Annotated in this window: 24 protein-coding genes, 2 tRNA genes and 2 pseudogenes; 12 read left to right on the top strand and 16 right to left on the bottom strand. The window is 39.6% G+C overall.

The window, feature by feature from the left end; genetic code table 11:
• Positions 1 to 20: 20 nt before the first annotated feature.
• The 12 genes from NDQ71_RS02150 to NDQ71_RS02095 all read right to left on the bottom strand — a co-directional run bounded on the left by NDQ71_RS02150 (position 21) and on the right by NDQ71_RS02095 (position 12,608).
• On the bottom strand, positions 21 to 1,385 hold the full coding sequence (locus NDQ71_RS02150; RefSeq protein ID WP_192541002.1) for a DUF1329 domain-containing protein: 1,365 nt from the start codon (positions 1,383 to 1,385) through the stop codon (positions 21 to 23).
• A 10-nt stretch (positions 1,386 to 1,395) separates the two neighbouring features.
• Positions 1,396 to 3,507 carry a DUF1302 domain-containing protein gene (locus NDQ71_RS02145; RefSeq protein WP_192541003.1) on the bottom strand — a complete coding sequence of 704 codons (2,112 nt, stop codon included), beginning with the start codon at positions 3,505 to 3,507 and terminating at the stop codon, positions 1,396 to 1,398.
• A gap of 245 nt (positions 3,508 to 3,752) precedes the next feature.
• Positions 3,753 to 3,974 (bottom strand): DUF2835 domain-containing protein, encoded by a 222-nt coding sequence (locus tag NDQ71_RS02140; protein ID WP_192541004.1) that lies wholly within the window; start codon positions 3,972 to 3,974, stop codon positions 3,753 to 3,755.
• Positions 3,975 to 3,977: 3 nt separating this feature from the next.
• Positions 3,978 to 6,572, bottom strand: a complete 2,595-nt coding sequence (gene pepN, locus NDQ71_RS02135; RefSeq protein ID WP_192541005.1) for an aminopeptidase N — start codon at positions 6,570 to 6,572, stop codon at positions 3,978 to 3,980.
• 44 nt (positions 6,573 to 6,616) lie between these two features.
• On the bottom strand, positions 6,617 to 8,080 hold the full coding sequence (gene nhaC, locus NDQ71_RS02130) for a Na+/H+ antiporter NhaC (protein WP_301562168.1): 1,464 nt from the start codon (positions 8,078 to 8,080) through the stop codon (positions 6,617 to 6,619).
• 161 nt (positions 8,081 to 8,241) lie between these two features.
• The gene (gene prc, locus NDQ71_RS02125) at positions 8,242 to 10,281 is read right to left on the bottom strand and encodes a carboxy terminal-processing peptidase (protein ID WP_192541007.1); all 2,040 of its coding nucleotides are present in this window, start codon (positions 10,279 to 10,281) and stop codon (positions 8,242 to 8,244) included.
• 28 nt (positions 10,282 to 10,309) lie between these two features.
• Positions 10,310 to 10,960, bottom strand: a complete 651-nt coding sequence (gene proQ, locus NDQ71_RS02120; RefSeq protein ID WP_064666124.1) for an RNA chaperone ProQ — start codon at positions 10,958 to 10,960, stop codon at positions 10,310 to 10,312.
• A gap of 15 nt (positions 10,961 to 10,975) precedes the next feature.
• Positions 10,976 to 11,254: a hypothetical protein gene (locus NDQ71_RS02115; protein WP_064666123.1), complete on the bottom strand. Its 279-nt coding sequence runs from the start codon at positions 11,252 to 11,254 to the stop codon at positions 10,976 to 10,978.
• Positions 11,251 to 11,712 (bottom strand): GAF domain-containing protein, encoded by a 462-nt coding sequence (locus tag NDQ71_RS02110; RefSeq protein WP_192541008.1) that lies wholly within the window; start codon positions 11,710 to 11,712, stop codon positions 11,251 to 11,253. Before NDQ71_RS02110 ends, NDQ71_RS02115 begins: the two co-directional genes overlap by 4 nt.
• A 125-nt stretch (positions 11,713 to 11,837) precedes the next feature.
• Positions 11,838 to 12,233 carry a hypothetical protein gene (locus NDQ71_RS02105; RefSeq protein ID WP_064666121.1) on the bottom strand — a complete coding sequence of 132 codons (396 nt, stop codon included), beginning with the start codon at positions 12,231 to 12,233 and terminating at the stop codon, positions 11,838 to 11,840.
• A gap of 142 nt (positions 12,234 to 12,375) precedes the next feature.
• Positions 12,376 to 12,466: transfer RNA gene (locus NDQ71_RS02100), tRNA-Ser, on the bottom strand.
• Between the two features lie 51 nt (positions 12,467 to 12,517).
• Positions 12,518 to 12,608, bottom strand: a tRNA-Ser gene (locus NDQ71_RS02095).
• Positions 12,609 to 12,860: 252 nt separating this feature from the next.
• Here NDQ71_RS02095 and NDQ71_RS02090 point away from each other — a divergent pair.
• The 6 genes from NDQ71_RS02090 to NDQ71_RS02065 are packed head-to-tail and all read left to right on the top strand — an operon-like array spanning position 12,861 to position 15,564.
• A complete protein-coding gene (locus tag NDQ71_RS02090; protein ID WP_064666120.1) occupies positions 12,861 to 13,526 on the top strand; it encodes a Bax inhibitor-1/YccA family protein in 666 nt (221 codons plus the stop codon).
• Between the two features lie 55 nt (positions 13,527 to 13,581).
• Positions 13,582 to 13,935: a sulfurtransferase complex subunit TusD gene (gene tusD / locus NDQ71_RS02085; protein WP_064666119.1), complete on the top strand. Its 354-nt coding sequence runs from the start codon at positions 13,582 to 13,584 to the stop codon at positions 13,933 to 13,935.
• Positions 13,932 to 14,288 (top strand): sulfurtransferase complex subunit TusC, encoded by a 357-nt coding sequence (tusC, locus tag NDQ71_RS02080; protein WP_064666333.1) that lies wholly within the window; start codon positions 13,932 to 13,934, stop codon positions 14,286 to 14,288. The genes tusD and tusC overlap by 4 nt, the downstream gene beginning before the upstream one ends.
• Positions 14,285 to 14,551 carry a DsrH/TusB family sulfur metabolism protein gene (locus NDQ71_RS02075; RefSeq protein ID WP_064666118.1) on the top strand — a complete coding sequence of 89 codons (267 nt, stop codon included), beginning with the start codon at positions 14,285 to 14,287 and terminating at the stop codon, positions 14,549 to 14,551. The genes tusC and NDQ71_RS02075 overlap by 4 nt, the downstream gene beginning before the upstream one ends.
• 3 nt (positions 14,552 to 14,554) lie before the next feature.
• The gene (locus NDQ71_RS02070; RefSeq protein ID WP_192541009.1) at positions 14,555 to 14,884 is read left to right on the top strand and encodes a TusE/DsrC/DsvC family sulfur relay protein; all 330 of its coding nucleotides are present in this window, start codon (positions 14,555 to 14,557) and stop codon (positions 14,882 to 14,884) included.
• A gap of 2 nt (positions 14,885 to 14,886) precedes the next feature.
• A complete protein-coding gene (locus tag NDQ71_RS02065) occupies positions 14,887 to 15,564 on the top strand; it encodes a pseudouridine synthase (RefSeq protein ID WP_192541010.1) in 678 nt (225 codons plus the stop codon).
• A gap of 62 nt (positions 15,565 to 15,626) precedes the next feature.
• On the opposite strand, the gene NDQ71_RS02060 is transcribed toward NDQ71_RS02065, so the two are convergent.
• Complete coding sequence (locus NDQ71_RS02060) at positions 15,627 to 16,910, bottom strand: sensor domain-containing diguanylate cyclase (RefSeq protein ID WP_192541011.1); 1,284 nt, start codon at positions 16,908 to 16,910, stop codon at positions 15,627 to 15,629.
• A gap of 377 nt (positions 16,911 to 17,287) precedes the next feature.
• Here NDQ71_RS02060 and NDQ71_RS02055 point away from each other — a divergent pair, with 377 nt between their 5' ends.
• From NDQ71_RS02055 to NDQ71_RS02045, 3 genes are all read left to right on the top strand, one after another.
• On the top strand, positions 17,288 to 17,854 hold the full coding sequence (locus NDQ71_RS02055) for a hypothetical protein (protein ID WP_192541012.1): 567 nt from the start codon (positions 17,288 to 17,290) through the stop codon (positions 17,852 to 17,854).
• A gap of 113 nt (positions 17,855 to 17,967) precedes the next feature.
• Positions 17,968 to 18,879 carry a M14 family metallocarboxypeptidase gene (locus NDQ71_RS02050; protein ID WP_301562167.1) on the top strand — a complete coding sequence of 304 codons (912 nt, stop codon included), beginning with the start codon at positions 17,968 to 17,970 and terminating at the stop codon, positions 18,877 to 18,879.
• 186 nt (positions 18,880 to 19,065) lie between these two features.
• Positions 19,066 to 19,491: a hypothetical protein gene (locus tag NDQ71_RS02045; RefSeq protein WP_192541014.1), complete on the top strand. Its 426-nt coding sequence runs from the start codon at positions 19,066 to 19,068 to the stop codon at positions 19,489 to 19,491.
• Between the two features lies 1 nt (position 19,492).
• Here the strand turns inward: NDQ71_RS02045 and NDQ71_RS02040 are convergent.
• Both NDQ71_RS02040 and NDQ71_RS02035 read right to left on the bottom strand, forming a co-directional pair.
• A pseudogene (locus NDQ71_RS02040) lies at positions 19,493 to 19,864 on the bottom strand (FixG Ig-like domain-containing protein); the annotation flags it as partial.
• Positions 19,864 to 20,316, bottom strand: a pseudogene (locus tag NDQ71_RS02035) (PAS domain-containing protein); the annotation flags it as partial. The pseudogenes NDQ71_RS02035 and NDQ71_RS02040, both read right to left, overlap by 1 nt.
• 178 nt (positions 20,317 to 20,494) lie before the next feature.
• On the opposite strand from NDQ71_RS02035, the gene NDQ71_RS02030 reads away from it, so the two are divergent.
• On the top strand, positions 20,495 to 21,433 hold the full coding sequence (locus NDQ71_RS02030; RefSeq protein WP_192541016.1) for an ABC transporter ATP-binding protein: 939 nt from the start codon (positions 20,495 to 20,497) through the stop codon (positions 21,431 to 21,433).
• The gene (locus NDQ71_RS02025) at positions 21,430 to 22,638 is read left to right on the top strand and encodes an ABC transporter permease (RefSeq protein ID WP_192541017.1); all 1,209 of its coding nucleotides are present in this window, start codon (positions 21,430 to 21,432) and stop codon (positions 22,636 to 22,638) included. The genes NDQ71_RS02030 and NDQ71_RS02025 overlap by 4 nt, the downstream gene beginning before the upstream one ends.
• A gap of 66 nt (positions 22,639 to 22,704) precedes the next feature.
• Here NDQ71_RS02025 and NDQ71_RS02020 read toward each other — a convergent pair whose 3' ends face one another.
• The gene (locus tag NDQ71_RS02020) at positions 22,705 to 23,253 is read right to left on the bottom strand and encodes a TIGR00645 family protein (RefSeq protein ID WP_064666108.1); all 549 of its coding nucleotides are present in this window, start codon (positions 23,251 to 23,253) and stop codon (positions 22,705 to 22,707) included.
• Positions 23,254 to 23,470: 217 nt separating this feature from the next.
• Here NDQ71_RS02020 and NDQ71_RS02015 point away from each other — a divergent pair, with 217 nt between their 5' ends.
• Positions 23,471 to 23,713, top strand: coding sequence for a hypothetical protein (locus NDQ71_RS02015; protein WP_064666107.1), 243 nt, complete (start codon positions 23,471 to 23,473; stop codon positions 23,711 to 23,713).
• The last annotated feature ends 114 nt before the right edge of the window (positions 23,714 to 23,827 follow it).

The raw sequence follows: 23,827 nt of genomic DNA, 5'->3' as shown, positions 1-23,827 counted from the left end.
ATGCCAGGTGCTTGAGTATATTAACGACCTTCGCGGCGCAGTGCGCTTGAGGTAAATTCATTATCGTTAAACGATTGTGAGAAATCGTACATTTTCTCTTGGTTATCTAAACCAATAGCAAGATAACGACGTGAGTTCAAATCATGGTACACATCGAGCGTGCTCCAGTTCGTCAGCGCATCATAATAGTTGATAGTATGTGCCATAGCGACACGGTACATTTGGTCACGGTTATCATAGATATCGGTTACTTGAACTTGCCAGCTATCTTCATCTATATAAAATACGCGTTTTTTATAGATATGACGTGTATCGCCTTTAAGATTAGCTTCTACCACCCAAACACGATGCTTTTCATAACGCACATGCTCGGGATTAACATGCCCAGCCATTAAAATATCATCATACTGTAGCTTGTCGCTATGCAGTTTGTAGCTGTTATATGGAATATAAAGCTCTTGTTTGCCTTTTAACGTCCAAGTGTAACGATTTGGTGAACCATTAAACATGTCAAAATCATCTGTAGTACGTAGACTATCAGCCGCCGTTCCTGGTGCATCATACGCTACATTTGGCGCACGACGAACACGACGTTGCCCTGTATTGTAAGTCCATGCTTGGCGAGGTGTTAAAATTTGATCCATGGTTTCATGGACAAGTAATGCAGTCCCAGCTAAACGTGCTGGCTCTGTTACTTTTTGTTTAAATTTAAACAAAATATTAGATTCTTGCAGCTCTGCTGGCGTTGCCTTTGGATCTGAGTATTTCACTAATAATTGCTCATCAAAACCAACCATATTATATGAACCAGATGCGGTCGGTGCAGCTTGACCACCAAAACGCTCAATAGACAAACCGCGATAACGTAATAAGTGATTCCAGATTGCCTCTAAGCCAGTTTTTGGAATTGGAAACGGAATACCTATAGCGGTATTTTTAATGCCATTTCCTTCTTCGATCAGTTCTGCAGTTGGCGCATATTGCTTTGTTGCATCATAAACAAACTGAGGATTTGAAGCACTACGATGAGTGGTATAGATGTTCATTTTAAACGTGTCAGGGTACGCTTCAAAAAGCGCAACTTGACCAGGGCTTAAATTTGCTTTGTATTTTTCAACATTTGATTTATCAATGGTGAAAAGCACTTTATCACTGGCATACGGATCTGGGTGATGCATTCCCGGCGTATAGCCCGCGGGTGCTTTAGTAATACCGCCAGTCCATGCTGGAATTGATCCATCAGCATTGGCTGCTTTTTCAGCACCTACAGGCGTTAAATCTGCGCCTAACCGTGCCACTTCTTCACTGGTCATTTTAGCAACTACCGCGGTTGTAGAGAATAAACTACATAGCGTCAGTGCAATGAGGGTAGGTTTTTTTATCATGATGATACCCTTAAATTGAATATTTAATATTAAAAGAAACAAAATCGCGATCAGAGAATGTATTCGTTTGACCACCCCCCCAGAATGAGTTGTAACTGAAGTCAAACGACCACGCGTTTTGATAGTTAAAGTTTGCTGTTACACCTAATGATTTACGATCTTCAATAAACAAGAACATAGGATCCGGTGTAATACCATTAACATCGTGAGAAAAAACAAATCGCGGTGAGAAGTTAACACCTTTAAAGAAGTTAAAATAATCACCTTTGGCAATTAAACGGTAACCCCATGCCGATGCTGTTGGAAACGGATTGGTCTCAGGACCATTTGATAACCCTAAGTGAAGCGTCGAATAGTCATCCGTACCAGGACCTGTAATAACACCACTGCGACCAGTACCCGAAACATTTAAACGCAATTCGTCATATTCAGGCATGTCATTAATTCTAACACCGCCAACTTCACCCACAACAGCCCAACTATCAGCACCAAGCGATGGGCCAAATAAGTGTGTTGCTGTAAATTGAAGCTGTGCTGTGTTTCTTAAAATATAACCCGCAGCAACTTGCCCTGGTGCAACAGCACTGGTTACTACGGTTCCATCAGCTTGAGTGGTTTGTGCATTACCTGGCACTTGTGATATACGCTCAAAGTCAGGGCGTAAGCCTGCCACAGCTAACTGTTCAGGCATACCTGCGTACAATAACTCCACGTCATCAATTTGCAATGGTTCATCTTGGCGAAACGCAAATTCACCAGCAAAAGCAGTTTCACCTAATGATGTATTAAAACTAAGCCCATACAATTTGATATCTTCGGGGTATTCTAAAACACCTTGGGTGAAAGCATTTAACTGGGTAATGTTATCTTCTGTGATTTCGCCCGACAAAATAGTCGCGATATCTTGGCCAACAGCAGCTGTAGAGAAATCAGATACCTTACCAGAAATTAAAGGGCGACGACTGTGATAATTAATATGATAAAGCGCAACTTCAGTATCATTTAGTTCAGGTAAAAACATACCTAGGCGTAAGCCATACTGACCACCATCTTTAGGATCAGTTTTACCGGCACCACCCTTGCCTTTCAAGGCAACTTTAGTCGGATAAGCCATATACATCTGGCTCATCATTTGTTTACCTTGATCACTGGTTGGATCAACACCTTGTGATCGGACAATATCATCTAAGCTGTTTAAACTATTTGTTAAGAACTCCAAATCAATATCAGGGTTTGAAGTAAAACCTAATTGGATATTCTGCTGATAACCATTTTCAGAGGCAAAGTCATTGGTTGAAAAATAACTACCTGCTGCCGGTAGGCGTGTTTCATGCCAATCATACTGATAAAACGCTTCAAGATTGATGTTGTCAGTGATCCCTAATGATGCCCATAGCATACCTACAGGAATAAAAGCTTCTTTTAACTCTGCTCCAGGGGCTTTTAATCGGTCTATATCAACTGGGTTAACATTTATACCATGGGAAATAAGGGTACTTTCACCCCAGTTCACCACTTGTTGACCTAAACGCACTGATAACGGATTCTTACCATCGTTTAAATCAAAATCAGCCCAAACAAAGGCGTCAAGTAAGCGGATATCAGCGCACACTTGCTTTTTAGTATCCGGATCATCACATGGATCAACCCCACCGCCTGATACTGGGTTAACGTAAGCACGATCGCCATCCATTAACTCAAAATCATAAAAATACATAAAGCGAGTAAACAAACCGTAGTTATCTTTATTGATAGATAAATCGTGTGTGCCTTTTAATAGTTTCGAAAACGATTCACCACTATCAAAATTTAAATCCCCTGCATCGCCATTATTTGAGTATGCACCGGGTTGTGCCCACACGTCTTGCGCTGTATAGATTGGGTTTAACGATGGATCATAGCCAGTCCAGTTAAAAGCGGGGTTATTACTTTTACCAATCAAAGAAAAGTCGCGGTCTTCTACGCGAATACTTTGACCATAAGAAAAGTTTGAATCAAACGTGACATCAAAGTCACCAACTTCAAAGTTAGCAGCCTGTGTTACACCCGTTGATAGACCTAATGTTGCAGCAGCTAGGCCTAAAAATATTTTGTTTTTAACAAAAAGCGATCTTCTTATCATTGTGTGTTCCCCCTGTCGCGGGTAATTTTGTGATCAAGTTATTGTTTTTAGTGTAGTCGTAACGATAGAAGCGAAATAAAGAAATTACAAATAGAACGCGTTCAATCCGTCATAATTTTTCAGTTTAGTTGGCGTTTACGCAATGGTAAGACGTCCTACCAGATAATTTATACACGTAAATTAACAATAGGACAAATTGAATTAACAAAAAAACAATAATATAAGTATTTATTTTAAAAATTATTTTAGGCGACTCGTTCCAAACGTAAGAATTTATGCTCAGGGGTAAGCAAAAGTCGAAACCGCCCTCTCACTCCTAAAGAAGAAATAAAAGGACGTAAATGACTTGCGGCAAAACGTACTTTTTTGCCGCCATCTTCCGTTACTTGTACCGAAGTGTATTTACCTTCGTAATAATCCATACACTGTTTGTAGGTAAGATTAAGTAGAAAATAATATTCAACCATGATTTATTGTAATGCTTTATCCACTTTTTCAAATAAATCATCGCTCAAGTTATCCAGCTCTGCAAGGCGTTGCAACTGAGCTTTCATTGCCGCTGAACGTACTTCATCATAACGACGCCATGACATAAACGGCGTAAGCATACGAGACGCATTTTGTGGATTAATGGCGTTTAACTTAACCAATAAGTCACCTAAAAGTTGATAACCGGAACCGTCTTTTCGGTGGAACTGTGCGGTATTAAAATGGCTAAAACTACCCACTAACGCCCTAACTCGGTTTGGGTTTGAAAAGTCAAAACAAGGGTGTTCATATAATTTTTTGATATTATCGATGGCGTTTTCGCCCCCTTGCATTGCTTGTAATGCAAACCATTTATCCATCACTAACACATCATGACGCCATTGACTGTCAAATTGACTTAATAACTCAATAGCCAATGGACTATCAGCTTTGACAACGGCACTAAGTGCCGCTAAAGCGTTCGTCATATTGTGAGAATTTGCGGCACTGACCAATAATTGATTATTATCCAGTTCATCGACTTTTGCTAAATAGTGTAAACACAGACCCTTTAATGCCCGCACTGCGACAGCATCAGCACTAACAGAGCCATCATCGATTAAACTTTGGTAACAAGCCGTGAATTCGCCCTGCAGTTGCTCAGCAATTTGTAGTTCAAACTGCTGAGTGACAGCCACAATCTCATCCACTGGGATCACTGCAAATTCGGCAGCCAATGTGTCAAAGCTTGGTAATTTTAACAACTCTGAAATAAGTGCTAAATCACCTTCTCTTTCAATTAGTAAACTGCGCAGCGCATTGATAATCTTGTCATCGAGCTGGTTGTTAGCAGGGTTTTCAATCGCAGTTTTAACAGCGCTAATAAATAATTGTTGCTGGGCATCCCATCGCGAAAAATCACTACGCGCAAAACGTATTATATGTAATAAATCAGCCTCTGTGGTTTGTTGTTTGACAATGCATGGCGCTGAGAAATCTTCTAACAATACGGCAACGGGTCTTTCTGTTAAGCCATCAAAACTAAAACGTTGCTGTTTGTTGGTCACATTAAGCACATGGTCAACACGGTTGCCTGCAAAACTCAATGGCACAGAGCGTCCTTGCGCATCAAGCAGCTCAATAGCAAATGGGATGTGTAAAGGCACATTATCAGGTTGATTGACTGGTGCATGCTGCTCTATGTTGAGTGAAAAAACGCCCTGCTGAGCATCATAATTTTGCTCAACAATTAAACGTGGTGTCCCAGCTTGGCTGTACCAGCGTTTAAATTGCGTTAAATCAATACCAGAGGCATCATTCATAGCTGCAACAAAATCATCACAGGTAACTGCTTGGCCATCATGACGCTGAAAATAAAGAGCCATACCCTGTTGAAATTTTTCTTCGCCCAATAGCGTATGCATCATACGAATGACTTCTGCGCCTTTGTCGTACACAGTGACTGTATAGAAGTTATTCATCTCTATCACTTGCTCAGGACGAATTGGGTGCGCCATAGGGCCTGCATCTTCACTAAATTGATGGGTACGCATCACTTTGACCGCATCAATACGATTCAATGCTCGCGAGCCTAAATCACTGCTGAACTCTTGATCGCGAAAAACCGTTAAGCCTTCTTTTAACGACAGTTGAAACCAATCACGACAGGTCACTCGGTTTCCTGTCCAGTTATGAAAATATTCATGGCCAACGATTGACTCTATAGTGTGATAATCTTTATCTGTTGCGGTCTCTTGATTCGCTAAAACGCATTTAGAATTAAAGATATTTAGCCCTTTATTTTCCATCGCGCCCATATTGAAAAAATCCACAGCAACTATCATGTAAATATCTAAATCATACTCAAGATCAAAACGCTGCTCATCCCACTGCATTGATTTTTTAAGTGATGCCATGGCGTGAGGGGTTTTCGGTAAATTCCCTTTATCAACAAATAAGGCTAATTCAATATTGCGACCACTTTTTGTTACAAAGCTATCTTCAAGTACATCAAAATCCCCTGCAACTAAAGCAAATAAATAACTTGGCTTTTTAAATGGGTCTTGCCATTTAGCAAAATGACGCCCATTGTCTAATTTACCTTGCGCTAATTTATTACCATTTGATAATAAATGAGTAAATTGCTCGTCAGCAATAATAGTCACATCAAAACTGGCAAGTACGTCTGGGCGGTCAAGGTAATAAGTTATTTTTCTAAAACCTTGTGCCTCGCATTGTGTACAATATGCACCGCCAGATAAATATAATCCCTCAAGTGAAGTATTTGTTTTTGGCGCAATTTCATTCACGATAGTGACTTGGCAGTGAGCTGGTAAATTATGGATGATCAGCTGCTCATCAGCTAACGTATAATCGCTATAAACTGAGCCATCAACAGCAATTGAAATTAACGTTAAATCAATCCCATCAAGCGCTAAATCAGTCGCATCTGCAACTGCTTTTTTAACGGTCATGACACTGGTGACCCGAGTATTTAACGGCGCAAGATCAAAAGTTAAATCAACATGGTCAATAAAATACGGCGGTGCCTGGTAGTCTTTAAGATATTGTGCTTGAGGTTTTTTTGATGCAGTCATGGAAAACTCCAAAAATGGCTCCCCGACAGCGGGGAGCAACTAATTTATGCCTGTTGTTTAGGCTTAATACGTAAGATTTTAATGCCGAGGTAAGCATACACAACAGCTAACAATGGATTGATAAGGTTAAAAAATGCATACAGCGCATAATCAAAAGGATTGATCAGCAACACACTTTGCATGTACGCACCACAGGTGTTCCATGGGATCAGCGGACTGGTGATCGTGCCACCATCTTCTAATGTTCTTGATAAGTTTACTGGCTTTAAACCGCGTTTTTCATATTCTTCTTTAAACATCCGACCTGGCACCACGATAGCGATATACTGATCAGCTGCAATCACGTTGGTGCCAATACAGGTCGCGATCGTTGCGGTGATCAATGAGCCTGTGCTTTTTGCAATTTTAAGGATACTTTTTACAAAAATATCAAGCAAGCCGGTTTTTTCCATAATGGCGCCAAACATCAAGGCAGTCATGATCAACCAAGTGGTTGTAAGCATACCTGACATGCCACCGCCACTGAGTAATGAATTCATTTTTTCATCACCTGTTGCGATAGTAAAACCATCAAAAAAAGTCGTCCAAACTAACTTAAAGTAACCAACAATTTCACCTTTAGAGCCATCTATTTGCGATGCAATTAAGTCTGACTGAAATAGCATAGCCCAAACCGCACCAATTACAGCACCTATTGAAATTGCAGGGAATGCAGGCATTTTTTTAATCGCTAACACGAGTAAAACCAGTAACGGCACCAGCATTTCAAAACCAATATTAAAATTTTGCTGTAAAATGGCTGTGATCTCATCAATACGCCCTGCTTCACTGGATGCTGTGGCATTAAAGCCCATAAATACAAAGATGATCAAAGCAATGACAAAGCTTGGTACGGTAGTCCATAACATATGATGAATATGTTCAAATAGATCTGCGCCCACAACCGCTGGGGCTAAGTTTGTTGTTTCAGACAATGGGCTGAGCTTATCACCAAAGTAAGCGCCGGATATAACAGCTCCTGCAGTCACTGTTTGCTCTAAACCAAGTCCTGTGGCAACCCCTAGTAACGCAACACCGATGGTTGCTGCTGTGGTCCAAGAACTACCAATACTCATTGCCACGATGCCACAAATTAAGCAACTTGCGGCATAAAACCAACTAGGGTTGATGACTTGCAAGCCATAATAAATCAGCGTTGGCACTGTGCCTGAAAACAGCCAAGTACCGATTAGCGCACCAACCATTAACAAAATTAATATCGCGCCCAATGATAAAGTGATCCCTTCAATCATTGCTTGCTCTAATTTTTTCCAAGTGTAGCCATTTTTCAGGCCAATCAATGCGGCTGTAAAGGTTGCAAACAGTAAAGCTATTTGGTTTGGTCCAGATGATGAGCTATCACCAAATAGGTAAACCGCAGCACCAAGTAAACAGATCAGCACAGTGATAGGGATCAAGGCATCAAAAAAGCTGGCCTGTGGGATAGGTTTTTCTTCTAGTGACTTCAAAATAGAGGCTCCTACACGTATTTATATACGCGTTTAATTATTATTTTTAGCACGAACGCAACTTATTTATCTGCGTTTAATCGGTGATTATAGCAATACCAATAGTTTTAGGCAGTAAAAAAGGCGCAAAAGCGCCTTTTAAATTAACCGGGAAAATCGCCCTATTTCTTAGCTACACGACCAAATTTAATATAGTCTTGCGTAATTAATGCGGCTTCTTCTAAAAATGGGTCTAAATCGTCTAAAACGTCAGGAACGTCATCCAAGTTCTCAACCGGCTTTTCACCTAAACGAACCAGTCTTTCGTTAGTACGTGCTAAAGCACGCGCTTCACCTTCGTCTTTTTCTTTAATACGCTGGGCTTCAACTAATGAAATCGTTTTACGATCTTTCTCTTCTTTATAGCGTTTAATATCTTCAAATACATAGTTGAACTCTGGCTCAGACTTAATACGTTCATCATGGGCTTTGCTTAAGTAAGCTATTGCTGCATGTAAGTCATCAACTGAATTATATTTTGCACGAATAATGCTATCCCATGGTAAGGCATTATCTTCTTGGCTTTCTCCCCACTCTGCTGGGTCAATTGCTGATGGGAATGAAATGTCTGGGATCACGCCTTTATGCTGGGTACTACCACCATTAATACGATAGAACTTTGCAATGGTGTATTGCACACTGCCAAGTGGATTATCGTATAAATCGTAAGCGCGGCCTAAACCTTTATGCTGTTGCACTGTGCCTTTACCAAATGTTTGCTCACCGATAACAACCGCACGACCATAATCTTGCATGGCGGCTGCAAAAATCTCAGACGCAGACGCACTATAACGATCAACTAATACTGTTAATGGGCCATCGTAAAAAGTGACACCATCACGGTCTTTTTGCTCTTCAATGCGGTTATTCAAAGTGTGTATTTGTACAACTGGGCCTTGATCAAAAAACAAGCCTGATAATTGTGTTGCTTCATATAACGAGCCACCGCCATTTTGGCGTAAATCGATAATGATGCCATCTACCTTCGCTTCTTTTAACTTAGCAAGTTCAACTTTCACATCTTTAGAAAGGTTATTATAAAAACCTGGGATTTCAATGACCCCAATCTTACTGGTTAAATCAGAATATTGTGCTTCAAACACTTCCGATTTTGCAGCACGGTCTTCTAAACGAATCTTATCGCGAATAATTTCAACAACTTTTGGAGCACCATGGTCGTCAACACCTTTCAAGTATTGTAAACGTACTTTAGTGCCTTTCGGGCCTTTAATTAAATCGACAACGTCATCTAGACGCCAGCCAATTACGTCAACAAATTCTTCTTTATCTTGCGCCACACCAATAATGCGGTCATCCGCTTTAATTTGCTCAGACTTATCAGCAGGGCCACCGGGAACCAAACTGCGAATAACAGTATAGTCTTCATCATAGCTAAGTACGGCACCAATACCTTCTAATTCAAGATCCATGTCCATCTTAAACTGTTCAGCACGCCGTGGTGATAAGTATGAAGTATGCGCTTCAATGCTACGCGCAAATGAGTTCATTACTATTTGAAATGCATCTTCACTGTTAGTTTGCACTAGACGGCGTTGCGCATTGTGGTAACGCTTGGTCAGTACCTTTTTAATACCGGCCCAATCTTTGCCGGTCATTTTTAAACGTAGTGCGTCATATTTAACACGCTCACGCCAAAGCTCATCAAGCTCGACTTGCGTTTTTGCCCAATCAGCATCTTCACGATCAAAGTAATATTCATCAGCCTCATCAAACGTCATTTCTTTTTCAAGTAAACTTAATGAATACTCATAACGTTCAAAACGGCGTTTCATACTTAGGTTGAAAATATCAAAGGTAAAATCAAGTTTGCCTGTGGTCAGCGCATTATCAAATTGGTTGCGGTATTGCTCAAATGAAGCAATATCCGCAGCCAAAAAGACGCTTTTATTAAAATCAAGGGATTCGATATAACGGTCGTACACTTTACTTGAAAGTGCGTCATCAAAACGAATTGGTTTGTAATGTGCACGAGTAAATAAGTTCGTCACCCGCTTGCTAGCCGTACTATGCTGACTTTCTTGTGTAAGGACTGGCAAGTCTTTTGCCGTAACAACATCAGCGACATCAGCAACATCTGATGCAAATAATAAACCCGAATACAGGGCCGCAACTAACGGAATGAGCTTAAACTTCTGACTCATACACAACTCCTTAATTTATATACAGCTTTTAGATAATGTACAGGCTGTCTGCTTTCGTTTTAACTTGCATGCCCGTTACCAACTCAACGTGAACATCATCTTTATTCACTTCAGTGATTACGGCATTAACAAGGGCTTGGCCAAGTTTAACTTTAACTTTGTTATTAACCTTGACCTCACTTGCTGGTAAAGGTTCAATTTTTCCTGAACGTTTAGCCGGTGCAGCTTTCGCTGGTGCAGTGTTAACCTTAGCGTTTTTATCAGCTGGTTTGCTGAATTGGCCAGGTTTCTTTTTGTAAGATTTTGTGTCTGAATCATTACGTGGGCGCTGCGCTTTTTTACGCTTAGCCATTTTTGCACGACTTTCTTCAAGGGCTTTTTGAGCATGATCAATATGTTCTTGCTCAACTTTAGCACCGTGATTACCGTCTAAATCAATACGAAACTCAGACTTAGTCACCGCTTCTAAATAACGCCAATTAGACGTGTATTTTCTAAGCGCTTGGCGAACCTGCGTTTTACTAACTTTTTCAGACCCTTCAATTCGCTCAGCGATATCTTTAAAGATACCGACTTTCAGCGGCTTGATGCCGTCTTTTTGTTTAAAACATTGCGGGAATTCTTGATATAAAAATTCCAACACTTCATTAATATCTTTTAGCTTGTTTGTGGTTTCCATTTTAGAACCTATGTTTCACATCTTTTCATCAAGGGACGAATCGACGTAGTGTGTTACCCAGTCGACCAGCTCTTCAAAGTCGGCTTCAATTACAGCCATATCACCTCGAAGGTGTTCCCAAATACCATTAATTATTTCATCAATTAATTCACATTCCGTGTCATCAGGAAGGCGATCCCAAGCAATATGAATTAAATCATTGAGCGTTTCCGCTACATGTTCTTCATCCCCTTCCCAATCACCCACATCGGTGATGGCAAACAGATAATCCTGTACATTTACTAAGTCTTTCATGCAATTGTTGCCTCAAAACACGCTACGAGTGCTTCTAAACCTAGCTTATCATCCGCATCAAACCGAGCAATACTTGGACTGTCTATATCTAATACAGCAAATACTTCACCATTTTTATGGACAGGTATTACTATCTCAGAGTTAGACGCTGCATCACAGGCAATATGTCCTGCAAATGCATGTACATCTTCAACAAGTTGAGTTTGTGCAGTTGCAGCAGCAGTCCCACAGACCCCTTTTCCTAGTGGAATACGGATACATGCAGGGTTGCCTTGAAACGGACCAAGCACTAATTCAGTCGGTGAGTCTATTAAATAAAACCCAGCCCAATTGACATCATCTAGTGACGTAAATAACAGTGCACTGATATTCGCCATATTGGCAATAATATTAGGCTCACCAGTAATTAGCGATTCAGTTTGTTTAACTAATGACTGGTAAAATTCTTGCTTTTGCATACCAAACTACTTCTTATCAAACATACAGTAGCTAAAGGTACTCTTTGTCGCCAATAATTGAAACCTTTTCAAAGCAAAAAAAAACAATTTGCCCTAAATTTCAGCAAGCTTGGTTAATAATTCTGCTATTGAGGAGATTGTTGTTTTACAGCACCTTGTCTTAGACCATATAAAAATAACCCAGCTGCAAGGGCTGACATTGCAGTGTTAATTAAAAATACCATACCGCCTGTGGCGCTAAGTAAATAACTAAATATTGCCCCGCCGAGTAAACCCAATGTCAGTACACCTGAGTAATTTACTTTTGCGTACTTGTACATTAATAAGTAACCCGGGACGACAAAGGCAGCCATCGTCAAGCCAACAATATGGGCGTTGGCTATCGCACTCATTAATAAATTGAAGAAAGTCGTTATTGGTTCGCCACTTAGCGTAAGTGCATAATAAATACCAAGCACAGTGCCAATGATCACAGGTGACAACAAAGATAAACCCACACTTTTCGCAAGCCGATGTTTCATAATACGTCCTTAAAATCAGGCTAAGAGTAAATACTAAGGATGCATGATGTTTAACAACATCGAAATAGAGACTATGGTCGTAATTTACAAACTATGCATTTTAGATACAAAAAAGCCCGCTTAATAAGCGGGCTTTTATAGATGGTGGAGAGATAGGGATTTGAACCCTAGAGGGGCTACAAACCCCTGCCGGTTTTCAAGACCGGTGCATTCGGCCACTCTGCCATCTCTCCGAAATTTTGTAAGTCACGAGTAAGAGTGCACTCATAACTGTTGTAATTAAGTGGTGGAGAGATAGGGATTTGAACCCTAGAGGGGCTATAAACCCCTGCCGGTTTTCAAGACCGGTGCATTCGACCACTCTGCCATCTCTCCGCACGGCCTGCATAATAGAGAAGGCAGTGGTCTTTGTGAAGCTTTTTTTTCAAAAAAATGCTTAAGTGCTTAAAAAACAATTAATTTGTTCACTCTTAATGCAGGTTAGTATGAAAACCATACAAAATTGAACTTTTCTTTTTAATTATTGGTCTATTGAACTACAAAGGTTTGCCCAAATATAGAAGTCTTGGTAATCTAACTTCAGTTTAATTATCGGAACTTACAATAGGTTTCTAAAGGAGCTCTAAAATGGCATTTAATCAATCGTACAATACCGCTAGACCGGTTATGTCGACCATTGAAACAAACAAGGTATTAAAAAATACCTATTTCTTATTGGCTATGACATTAGCATTTAGTGCTGTGACGGCTGGTATTTCAATGGCATTACAACTTCCTTATTTTATGGGGTTAGTTTTCACACTTATTTCTTTCGGCCTATTATTTGTGGTAAATAAGAAAGCTGACAGTGCATCAGGTGTTGCATGGGTATTCGCTTTCACCGGCTTAATGGGCGCAGGCCTCGGTCCACTATTAAACCATTATGCAGCTATGCCGAATGGCCCGATGCTTATTATGCAAGCGTTAGGTTCTACTGCACTAATATTTTTAGGCTTATCTGCTTACGCTCTTAATACTAAAAAAGACTTCTCATTTATGGGTGGTTTTTTAACCGTAGGTCTTATCGTAGTGATCATCGCCAGTATCGTGAATATCTTCATTGGCAGTTCACTCATGTTTATGGTGCTTAACGCTGCGGTTGTTTTAATTATGTCTGGTCTTATCTTATTTGATACTAGCCGCATCATTAATGGTGGTGAAACTAACTACATTCGTGCAACTGTTTCTCTATATTTAAGCGTTTATAACTTATTTACTTCATTACTTGCCCTACTTGGCGCAAATAATGACTAATTAAATAGTTCTGTTAAAATAGCCCCTCTTTAGGGGCTTTTTTATTGGAAAAATTTTGGCACGATTTGTACTTTCACTGCACAGCGCACCATCCGATCATGACGCCACACAGCGGTTAATTAAATTTGCTGATGCTTGTTTAAGCTCAGGTCATCAAATTGATGCAATATTCTTGTATCAACACGGTGTATTTCATGCCAGTAAGCAACTAAATCTGGCATCCGATGAATTACCTATCAATTCACTTTGGCAGCAATTATATGATCAAGGGGTTAGCTTAATGTTATGTGTTACTGCCGCCGAGAAACGCGGTTTAGACATAAATAATACTGGTGTATTCTCTGTTGCAGGTCTAGCTGAATTTGCCATGCTCGCAAGTGATGCCGACAAATGGGTGCAATTCAAATGATTAATGTACTTGTTTTAAGTCAACATAGTCCTTTTGATGATTTATATATTCGTGACGCGCTGGATATGACCTTAATTTTTGCGGCAGTAGAGCAAAATATCAGCTGGTTATTCACAGGCCCTGCTGTGCTTGCCTTAAAAAAACAGCAACAGCCTGAACATATTGGCTTAAAAAACTATTTTAAAAGCATAAAAACATTGGAAATTTATGATGTTGAAAACATCTATGTCTGTGAAAAATCATTGCTTGAATATGGCCTTGATAAAAATAACCTGCTAGTACCAGTAAAAGCGCTAAATTATCAGCAACAACATCACCTTATTAGCCAACAACAACAAATAGTGACCCTATGAGTACTTTGCATATATTCTCTAAGCCACTTAGCTATTACAATACTGATCAACTGGTTAATCTTATTCAACCAAGTGATCAAGTGCTATTACTAAGCGACGCCTGCTTTGCAACGACGCAATTTAGGCAACTTGCAAGGCAACTATTAATTCTTGCCGATGACGCAAAAGTGCGCGATATAGCTATAAATAAACCAGATCTTGCGCTTAGTTATGATGACTTCGTCGCGCTGACTTTATCGACTTCTCACTCAATCACGTGGTAACCCATGCTTGAACTTAACAATCAGCTTATTGACACCGATAAACAAGGCTATCTACTCGATCATACCTTATGGTGTGAAGAATTAGCACCTATTATAGCCGCACAAGAAAACATTGAATTAACCTCTCAACACTGGGAAGTGATCCATTTTGTACGTAGTTTCTATTTAGAATACAACACCAGCCCAGCAATAAGAATGTTAGTAAAAGCAATGGCAAAAGCTTTAGGCGAAGATAAAGGCAACAGTATCTACCTTTATAAACTGTTTCCAAAAGGTCCTGCTAAGCAAGCAACTAAAATAGCCGGTTTACCAAAACCGGCACGGTGCATTTAACAATGACAACGGCTAAACCAAGTAATACAGCAAAACGTCGAAATAGCGGCCGTAGTTATAATCGCGGTGCAATTACAACCAAAAAAGTGAATAACGCAATAAAGCGCGAGATCAAACCAGCCATTGCCGCAAGTGAGCGCAAAATTGTCTTATTTAATAAACCCTTTGATGTGCTGTGTCAGTTTACTGATGAAGCAAACAGACAAACCTTAGCTGACTTTATTGCCATTAAAGATGTGTATGCTGCAGGACGATTAGATAGAGACAGTGAGGGCCTGCTATTGCTCACTAATTGTGGTAAGTTACAAAACACTTTAACAGCGCCAAACAAAAAAACCAGTAAAACTTACTGGGCACAAGTTGAAGGTGAACCAACTGATGCAGCAATTAAACAACTGTGCCAAGGCGTCGAGCTCAAAGATGGACTCACATTACCCGCCATTGTTAAACGTATAGATGAGCCAACTTTATGGCCACGTAATCCTCCCGTTAGAGAGCGAAAAAACATTCCAACTAGTTGGCTCAGTATTACTCTTACCGAAGGGCGTAATCGCCAAGTAAGAAGGATGACAGCACATATTGGCCACCCTACTTTACGTTTAATTCGTTATCGTATTGGTGACTACACGTTAAAAGGAATTGATAATGGCCATTTTAAAGTAATCACTGATGGACAATAAAGTCAGCTAAGCTTGAGCGCTGCAATTTTAAATGCGCCTAGCAGCGCTAGCTGATTTTGCTATCAATCTTCACTAACAACAATACAATTACGGCCTTGTCCTTTTGCTTGATACAAGGCTTTATCCGCCGCATCAACAAAATAGGTATAATCGCCAGTTTGGGGATTATGCAAAGTTTTAATGCCCATGCTTAGTGTTATATAACCAATATCAGTATATTCATGCTTAATAACTAACTGATTAATGGCTTGCTGGATTTGTAATGCACTATGTAAAGCCTTTTTCGGATCAGCCTCTGGCAGTAGCACCACAAATTCCTCACCGCCAAAACGTGCAACAAAGTCCTTTTCGTGATTCATCGTAGCCGCAATACATTGTGCAATTTGATACAAACATTCATCGCCTTTAATATGGCCGTAGTTGTCGTTGTATTGTTTAAAATAATCGATGTCGATTAAGATCATTGATAACGGTTTTATTTTTTTATGCATTAATTCAAGTTCATTGACCAACTTGTCATCAAAGCAACGGCGATTAGCAATTTGAGTTAATGAGTCTACAAAAGCCATGTCGCGAAGTGTATCTTCAACAGCTAAATGCTGTGTTACATCCTTAAAAATAGCTAAAAATTCGTGTTTAAAATATCTTCCCGAAATTTCCATCATTATATGAGAGCCATCTTTACAAGTAACACAATAAACTTGTGGTTGAATATCAGTATCATTTTCTAACGCAAAGCTAAGAGCTTGTTGCCAGGTTTGTCGCACCCACATCAGATAGTGTGGATCAGGGTAAGCATTAAGCCACCAATCATTGAGTGTTGGAATATCGTCAATAGTGTAGCCAAACACATCAACAAAACGTTGGTTTATGCGGATTATATTCTCGGTGTGCATACATACATTGCATAAAGGTATTGGCACTTGCATAAATAAATTAACGTATTCACTCAAATCATGCTGACGGGTTAATGGTTTATTATATTGCGTTAAATGTTCAATATTATGGTGCACCGAAACAAAATTATGCTGGTTCGGTGTTGTATGCATCGATAGCGCGAAGTACCATTCTTGCCACCAGTTTGCTAGCTGTGAAACAAGAAAAGACTCAGACTCATTTGTCGTTTTCAAATTCACAGCAACACTTTTGAGCAGACTATCTAAGCTACTGTATTCAATTACACCCAATTGTTGATAATTTGAAAGGGTATTTTCAAACACCCGATACGCATCAACTCTTAAAGTACTGCACGTATCATCAACCATCGTTACTAATTGTGATTTAGAGTAGCCGGCATATTGTGCAACGAAGTTAATTATTGATTGTTGATAGAAAATATTGTCCATTAATTACGTGCGCGTAAAAACCGTGCACTTAAAAGTACACCAGAATAATTTAAAGGAATGTAAGCAAATGAAAGTATTCGGCGTGAAAAGATTAGTAAAGAGCAGTTGATTAATGTAAACGAGATAAAAGTAAGGTAGCAATGCTAAAACTATTTTTATAATTGCAGTTAAAAAATCACAACTTTAAAATACCCTTAATAGCTTTATCAGGTCCAGTTATTTATGTGAATTCTAGCACTAAAATTTAGCCGATGATTATTTTCTTAAATAACTCAAGTATGTTACTGCGCTGCCGTTATACATAATTGTATGTATAAATTATCGACTTGAAAATACGGTGTTAACTGCATTATCGCGTCCATGGGATCAGGTGCTATATGGATATGACCAATGAAGAACTAAATTTTATAGCAGATCTTTTTCAAGTGACGGCTCCTTCAAAATTGCAGGACAATCATACGCTGACATTACAAAGCGCTGTCCCTGCCAATATTGCTGAATTACTAAACAATACAAAATTAACACTACTGGCTGAAGTTGGCGATTATCAATTATGGTTTCCACTTGCAATAATAATTGATAAAACAGGCATTTTGACCCCAGTGCTAAGCGCCCCTGAAGTTATTGATACACGAGGAATAAAACGCTGTTGGCGTGGCGATAATCTCAATATTCAGAGCCAAGGCTTTGAAGTAGAATCAATCTCAAGTACTGGGCTTTTTCTAAAATCAACGACTCAAAAAGCTCCTTTAGCAGTTGATCAACAAATAAAATTAACTCTGCCAAATAAGAGAAATATTACTATCGACATCGAGCCGGTGCGTTTTAGTAAGCGAGGCATGGCCGCCAAGAACACTCAAATTCATCAAGGGAAAGAACATCTCAGGGCCTATTTATTCGAAGCCCATAAGCGCCAACATGCCAATTTATATGAGTCCAGATAACCGCTATATAAAGCTTAATATTGATAATTCACCGTTGTGTGTTAGTCGCAGCTAGTTGCAGTGAGGTTAGCACAGCGATAAGCTAAACCTTTATTGTAATAAATGAAGGTTCTATGAGCGAAAATAACTATCCAATAGGTACTCAAGGCACGCCTTGGAATGATAAAGATAAACAGTGCTGGTTTAACCAACAAACGATTAAACGCAGTTATCAATCACAAGTTGTCACTTTAATCAACGAACTGGATAATGATTTCGCGGTTGAGCAATATGGTGCGCTCAGTTTTGATCCTACTCGCTATCCTCTTTTTATTATTAAATCAAAACAGTGGGCATCGAATAAACCGAGCATCTTGATCACCGGTGGCGTGCATGGCTATGAGACAAGCGGTGTTCATGGCGCATTACATTTTATGAAAACGCTAGGTATGAAATATACAAAAGCGTTTAACTTACTGGTTGCCCCTTGTATTAGCCCATGGGGATATGAAACCATTAATCGTTGGAATCCAGCCGCCATAGATCCAAACCGTTCGTTTTATTCACCAAGCCCAGCACCGGAGTCAGCAGCACTAATAAATTATATTAAGGCACAAAATATACCCTTATTAGCGCATATTGATCTGCATGAAACAACTGACACTGACAACAGTGAGTTTCGCCCTGCACTTGCGGCTCGTGACGGCAAAGTGAACACTAATTGGAATATTCCTGATGGGTTTTATCTTGTCGCTGATCGCAATAAACCTGAACCACAATTCCAAAAGGCGATTATTGACTCTGTCACTAAAGTAACTCAAATCGCGCCCAGTGATGAAAACAATCAACTCATTGGTGTGCCACTAGAGCAACATGGTGTGATCAATTACGCAGCACGAGAACTCGGTTTATGTATGGGCTTTACAGATGCACAGTATGTCACGACGACTGAGGTGTACCCAGATAGTCCAACGGCAACTGATGAAGAATGTATTTTAGCGCAAGTTGCAGCCATTACAGGCGCCTTAGATCATTTACTAGCCTAGTCACTGATAATTAATCAACTGTGGGTCTGCATTAACTACCATCAGCCCACAACAGCATATTCAAGTTAAAATTTACCTGTACAAAAAAATAATCAATGCAAACTTATGAAATACTGCTAAAAAACTAGACTTTACGCTTTAATTGTATAAAATTCGCGCTCTTAAATTTTCTTACAAGGAAGCACGTTGAAATTTAGCAATAAACATGGCCAAGTTAGTTTACACCGCGAGCAAAATATTATCATCGCTGATTTCTGCGGCAATCTTAATGCAAGCTTAGTGACCGCATTTAGCAATGGCTTATTTGAACAAGTTAGTCAGCTTGCCAATAAACCATGGGGATATATTAGTAATTCTCAAAATCTGTTGGCTGCAACTCCCCAAGCAGAGCAACAACTTACACTGTTAGCCTCTGCCATGGTTCGTAATGGATGCATTGCCAGCGCTTATATTTTTGATTCAGCTATCGTAATCAATCAAATGCAACGCATTATTCACAATGCAGCTCTGAGCGTGGATATTCGCCATCGTCTGTTTAAATGTTTAGCACAAGCTAAAACCTTTGTTAACCAAACAATGGCCGGTAAAGCAGCTCAATTGCACTTTGCGTAACTTAGTCGCGATAAAAAACACTGCTTATTGATGCCTTAATACTGTGGTCTTCTTCGGCTGTGATCACAAAATCAAGTGCATTGAGCTTATTTGGTAAATCATAGCCATCGGCAACAACAGTGACCGGGATGCGCTTCATTTGACCAGCTTCGACAGCTGTAAGTTGAGGGCTCTGTAACTTAGCCACATCAAGGCCGCTGATCGCGACTCGATAATGTACTAATTGTTGAGTTTTGTTGATAATCGTCAAAGTATAAGGGTTCTCTACTAATCCTTCAAAATTTACCCGATATAACGCGTTACGGTCACGCAACACTGATACCTCAATTGGTGTTCTTTGTAATAACCAGGTCAACATTGAAACCATTAAAAGTTTTGCTCTTGTAACTGATCACTAAGCAAATTTACTTGCGCTAACGCATCTCGCAGGGCTTGCTCTGTTTGCTGCTGTTTAGATACATCGCGGAATATCGCGACAGCGCCAATTAACTGTTGATCTTTATATACTGGGGTTGAAGTATACTCCACAGCAAAATGGCTGCCATCTTTACGCCAAAACACTTCCCCTTTAACTTGGCGATGTTTGCCATCAAACATAGTGCAATATATTTGGCATTCGTCAGCCGGGTATGGTCGACCATCTGCGTGACTGTGATGATGGTACTGATGAATTTTTTTACCTAATAGCTCATCTGCTCGCCAACCAGTCATCCGCTCTGCTGCTGGGTTTACAAATACTGCATTACCACTTAAATCAAAACCATAAATACCTTCCCCCACTGCATTAAGCAATAAGCTTGGATCGTCTAAAAACTGTTTTATCATTACACTAGACCAAATTCGCGAAATATCACGATCATTATGCCTTGATATTGAGCCGCTGTGAAACGCTGAATTTACTACCTTGGGCTAGCATTGGTTGTATACATCTTTACTTACAATATAAGTGGTTACATAAATAGCTTTTAACTATTAAGATAAGAAAAAACAATGTAGGGAACACATGTCTTTAATCATTAATAATCTTGTGAAACGCCACCAAAACGTTGTGGCCGTGAATAAACTCTCTTTTGAGGTGCAAGCGGGAGAAATTTTTGCTCTGCTTGGCCCCAATGGTGCGGGTAAATCATCGTTAGTCAAAATGCTTGTTGGCTTTTCCAGCCCAAACAGCGGCTCCATTGAACTGACTGATGATGGACACACTTATACGTCAATCCCAGCTCACTTACTTGGATATTTACCAGAGGATCGTGGCCTCTACCCAGAAAAAACACTAAAACAAAATCTACAATTTTTTGCTGCATTACACGGCGTAAAAGATAGCGAATTTACGCAGCGATGTGCCTATTGGTTAGGCAAGTTTAATTTAACTGAGCGCTTAAACGATCCTCTAAAATCACTCTCAAAAGGGAATCAGCAAAAAATCCAATTGATCACGGCTATTTTACATAAGCCTAAATGGGTGATTTTGGATGAGCCTTTTTCTGGTCTAGATCCAATTAACCAAGAATTAGTTGTTGAGTTTTTAGCCCAATTAAGAAAACAAGGAATGACCGTTATTTTAAGCGCCCACCAAATGGCCATGGTAGAAAAACTCGCTGATCGGGTATTGCTGTTAAACCAAGGTGAAAGTGTATTATATGGCAAACTTAGTGATGTCCTGAAAAACGCACAAAATAACGTTATTCACATCACTTTTAAAAATGCCATTACACCGCAGTCCATTAGTAAGTTGAGTGAAACGTATTGTATAGAGCACATGCACGCTCATCAATTAGCCATCACTGTGACAGAGCAGCAACCCCTGAATCAATTGCTCTCTCAGTTACTAACTATTGGCGAAGTGTGTGAGTTTAAAAATCAAGCTCAATCACTGCATGCAATTTATTTACACGCGGTTGCCGAGCATAACGCGCAACGAGTGCAAGGGACAACACTATGAGTAAATCAGCATTAACTCAACAACAGTTATGGACTGTTGCTAAATGGGAATTCTTACACTTTTTCAAACTTAAACAAGAGATCATTTCAAAGTTGATCATGCTCGCCATTGCTGGGGTTATTTATCTGTTTGCCACTGCGAGCAATCAGTTAGAAGACAGCTATCATTTAGCAAGTAATCAGCCGTTTAGCATAAAAACAGAGCCGACAGCAACGCAATTTAAATTTACCAAACACGATGACTTGACCGCCATCATTGCAAATTTAGCTGAAGATACTGAGTATGACGGCGTGCTTGAATTTGACCAAGCAACACATACTTATACCTTAATAACCGCGGTGAAATCTGCATGGCAAACGTCATTGCAATCGCTCCTCACAGCACAATTGCAACAAACTCAATTTGATAGTTTAGGCTTAAGCGAGCAACAGCTGCTAGGGTTAACTAAAAATATTGCAATTGAGCATAAAGTACTTGATGAGCTTTTGAAAAATCAAGCTGATCGCAGTCAGACATACACCGCATTTGGGGTATTGATATTACTCTTTGTTGCAATGTTTGGCGTATTTGGTCAGCTGTTTGTAAGTATAACTGGCGAAAAACAAAACCGTGTCACCGAGCAATTGCTGGCGACTATGACGGCGCAAACATGGATCGATGGTAAGTTACTGGGGCAAATATTGCTTGCAGTCAAAACCATGCTTAGCACGCTATTGTCGATTGTATTATCTATGCTGTTTTTTACTGTGGTGATTAAACAACAAGCGCTTGATTTACATTTTGTGAATTGGGCATTACTGCCTTGGTTTTTTGCCTTTGCGATTGCTGGACTTAGCATCTGCGCCGCATTTATGGCCGCTGTTGCAGCTGGAATTGATGACCCTAACCACAGCAGTAAAAGCGCTTTAATGATGCTTCCGCTAGCTCCGATTGCTATTGCTTTTTTTGTTATAGAATCACCAAATAGTATTTTAACTATTGCACTTAGCTACTTGCCTATTACTGCATTTGCCGTAATGCCGGTACGCATGTCGGTAGTTGAACTTTCATTTTGGCAACCGCTGCTATCACTATTATTAAGCATCATTTGCTTTTATTACTTACGTATTTTTGCCGCGCGCACTTTTAAAATGGGTATGAATATGTATGCAAAAGAGCCGAGCCTAAAAGTGATGTGGCAAAGTATATTTAATTCTAAGGCCTGATAATTAATCGGCTCACCTACGTTTTAACAATTTAAACAAGCAGCGAGCCTTTGTCTCGCTGCCTTTTTAATGGTTGTGTGTTTTACTATTAATGAAATCAGTCAAGGCAAACATCACGCCTGAAATAACAAAAGTAACGTGGATAATCACCTTCCACAATAACTCATCACTGCTGTGACTAGTTGAACTAATAAATACTTTTAATAGCTCTACCGCTGAAATAGCGACAATCGCACTAATCAATTTCATTTTTAGGCCAGAAAAACCTACCTTCCCCATCCATGCTGGGCGATCTTCATGATTCCCTATATTGAGCTTAGAAACGAAATTTTCATAGCCACTAAAAATAATGATCAACAATAAGCCTGCCAGTAATGCGGTATCAACGAGGGTTAATATTCCTACTAATAACTGCTCATTAGTGGCATTAAATGTATTAACTGCCATATGAAACAGGTATTTAAAAAATTTTAACAGCAGCAGTACGATGGCAACAAGCAAGCCAATAAAAAAAGGGGCAAGTAACCATCGGGCCCGAAAAATACAGCTTTCAACAAATTGTTCTAATTTAGATGCAGTACGCGGCTTAATTTCTGGTGGTTGGCTGTGAGACATATTTGTTCCTAAAATAGTTAGTCCACTAAGATAGCATTTTATAAAATGACTACCCTAGTTAAATTACATTATATTTGTCTTTACGATAAAAATATTTCGTTATCTTTTATTGTCATTTCGTTTAAAAATCCACTTACCAACAGCGTCTTGCTTGATTGGAACACTCTTGTTTTTAACTATAAAAAACAATTGTCACTACTTTTTTAGGAATGAACGAATGAAAAAAGCATTGCTAACACTTATCGTCGCACCTCTGTTTGCTGTTTATACAACATTTGCAGTTGCAGATGATGCTGTTGACGCTTCAGCCGAAACAATTAAAGAATACACAGAAATGTGTCTAAACTGGGCTAAAGACGACGACATCAGCAATGAAGAGCTTAAGCCATACGTTTTAAAATGCGTTAATGATGAGCTTGAGTCTGAAGGCTACAAAAAGGTCACTGACGTAAATATTTAATCTCAAAATTGCCATTGCGAAATTTTGATATAAAAAAACCGGGATGACACAAGGGTGTGCATTCCGGTTTTTTTTTGACTTGAAAAACCACAAATAACCTAAGTATTTGCGGTT

The sequence above is a fragment of the Pseudoalteromonas sp. KG3 genome (assembly GCF_030436385.1).
GTDB classification, from domain to species: Bacteria; Pseudomonadota; Gammaproteobacteria; order Enterobacterales; family Alteromonadaceae; genus Pseudoalteromonas; species Pseudoalteromonas prydzensis.
This window is presented reverse-complemented; position numbering and strand designations above follow the sequence as displayed.